The sequence below is a fragment of the Actinomyces bouchesdurhonensis genome, from assembly GCF_900128465.1.
Classification (GTDB): Bacteria; Actinomycetota; Actinomycetes; order Actinomycetales; family Actinomycetaceae; genus Pauljensenia; species Pauljensenia bouchesdurhonensis.
Window position 1 is genome coordinate 1 of record NZ_LT635878.1, and the last position, 1,248, is coordinate 1,248.

At 61.7% G+C, this 1,248-nt stretch carries 1 protein-coding gene and 1 CRISPR repeat array; the gene reads left to right on the forward strand.

The window, feature by feature from the left end; all coding sequences use genetic code 11:
- The first annotated feature begins 32 nt into the window (after positions 1 to 32).
- Positions 33 to 452: direct repeats of the CRISPR family, unit length 36 nt; unit sequence GCTGAGAATCAATCATCCATCCCCTTTGATATACTG.
- A gap of 94 nt (positions 453 to 546) precedes the next feature.
- Positions 547 to 1,212: a hypothetical protein gene (locus tag BQ7477_RS11770; protein WP_129582583.1), complete on the forward strand. Its 666-nt coding sequence runs from the start codon at positions 547 to 549 to the stop codon at positions 1,210 to 1,212.
- The last annotated feature ends 36 nt before the right edge of the window (positions 1,213 to 1,248 follow it).

Here is a 1,248-nt window from a genome sequence, read left to right on the forward strand (position 1 = left end):
ACTGTCATGACGAGGCGAACAAGATCAAGTTAGCTGAGAATCAATCATCCATCCCCTTTGATATACTGAGCCGCCTGGATCGCCGTCATCCCCTCAGCTGAGAATCAATCATCCATCCCCTTTGATATACTGGCACCGCCGCGACGTGAACGAGATCGGAGCTGAGAATCAATCATCCATCCCCTTTGATATACTGCGACGAACCCATTGGCCTGATTACCTCGGCTGAGAATCAATCATCCATCCCCTTTGATATACTGCCTTGGCCCCGATACTATCGCCGCCCTCGCTGAGAATCAATCATCCATCCCCTTTGATATACTGGCTCAGATCTCGTTCACGTCGCGGCGGTGCTGAGAATCAATCATCCATCCCCTTTGATATACTGATGTTCGGCTCGGTCCAATCCAAGCTTGGCTGAGAATCAATCATCCATCCCCTTTGATATACTGAGGTCCTCGAGCGCGTCGAGGCGCTTCCGCTGAGAATCAATCNATCCTCGCTCCCCTGTCTGCCACAGGTTCCGTCGCCGACTGGGACAACCTCGTGGGCGCCCTCCAGGTGACGGGCCTCGCTCAACGCGTCGATCTGCGCCCCTCCGAACTCACCCGGTGGGAGCGGTTCAAGGCCCTCATCGCCCGCGCGATCGTGTCCGGCGCCGACGTGTTCCTCATCGAGGACCCCGTCTCCCTGCCCGCCGATGCGCGCGCCGAGTTCGAACCACTCCTACGCTCGCTCACCAACGCGGGCTGCGCTGTCGTCGTCTCAACAGCGTCCGCCGAGTTCGCCGCCTCCACGGACCGTGCGATTCTGCTCACGAACGGTCGGGTCGCCCTCGACGCGCCCGGCCCTTCGCAGGCCATCATCGCTGCTTCCCTCGAAGCCAACCCTGAGGATCCGAAGTCGATGCTCGCACTCCTCCCCTCCTCTCCTTCCGCCTTTGACGAGGTCGTGGCTGGCACCTCCACTCCCGTGACCGCCCCGGCTCCCTCCACTCAGGGTCCCGCAGCTGATGAGACTGCGCTCATGGCGCCGATCGGCGCCACTGACGCAGGGACCTCAGGCGAGGAGAACGCCGACGCGTCCGCGCGCGGCATCCCCACAGTCGACAACGAGGACTCCGCCCTGACCGAACCGGAGGTGTCCGACCTGGTTGTGCGCGCCCGCAAGATCCTCTCCGACCTGCCCGGCTCGATCGCCCCCCAGGAATAGCCCCCAGGAATAGCCCCCAGGAGTAGCCCCCAGGAG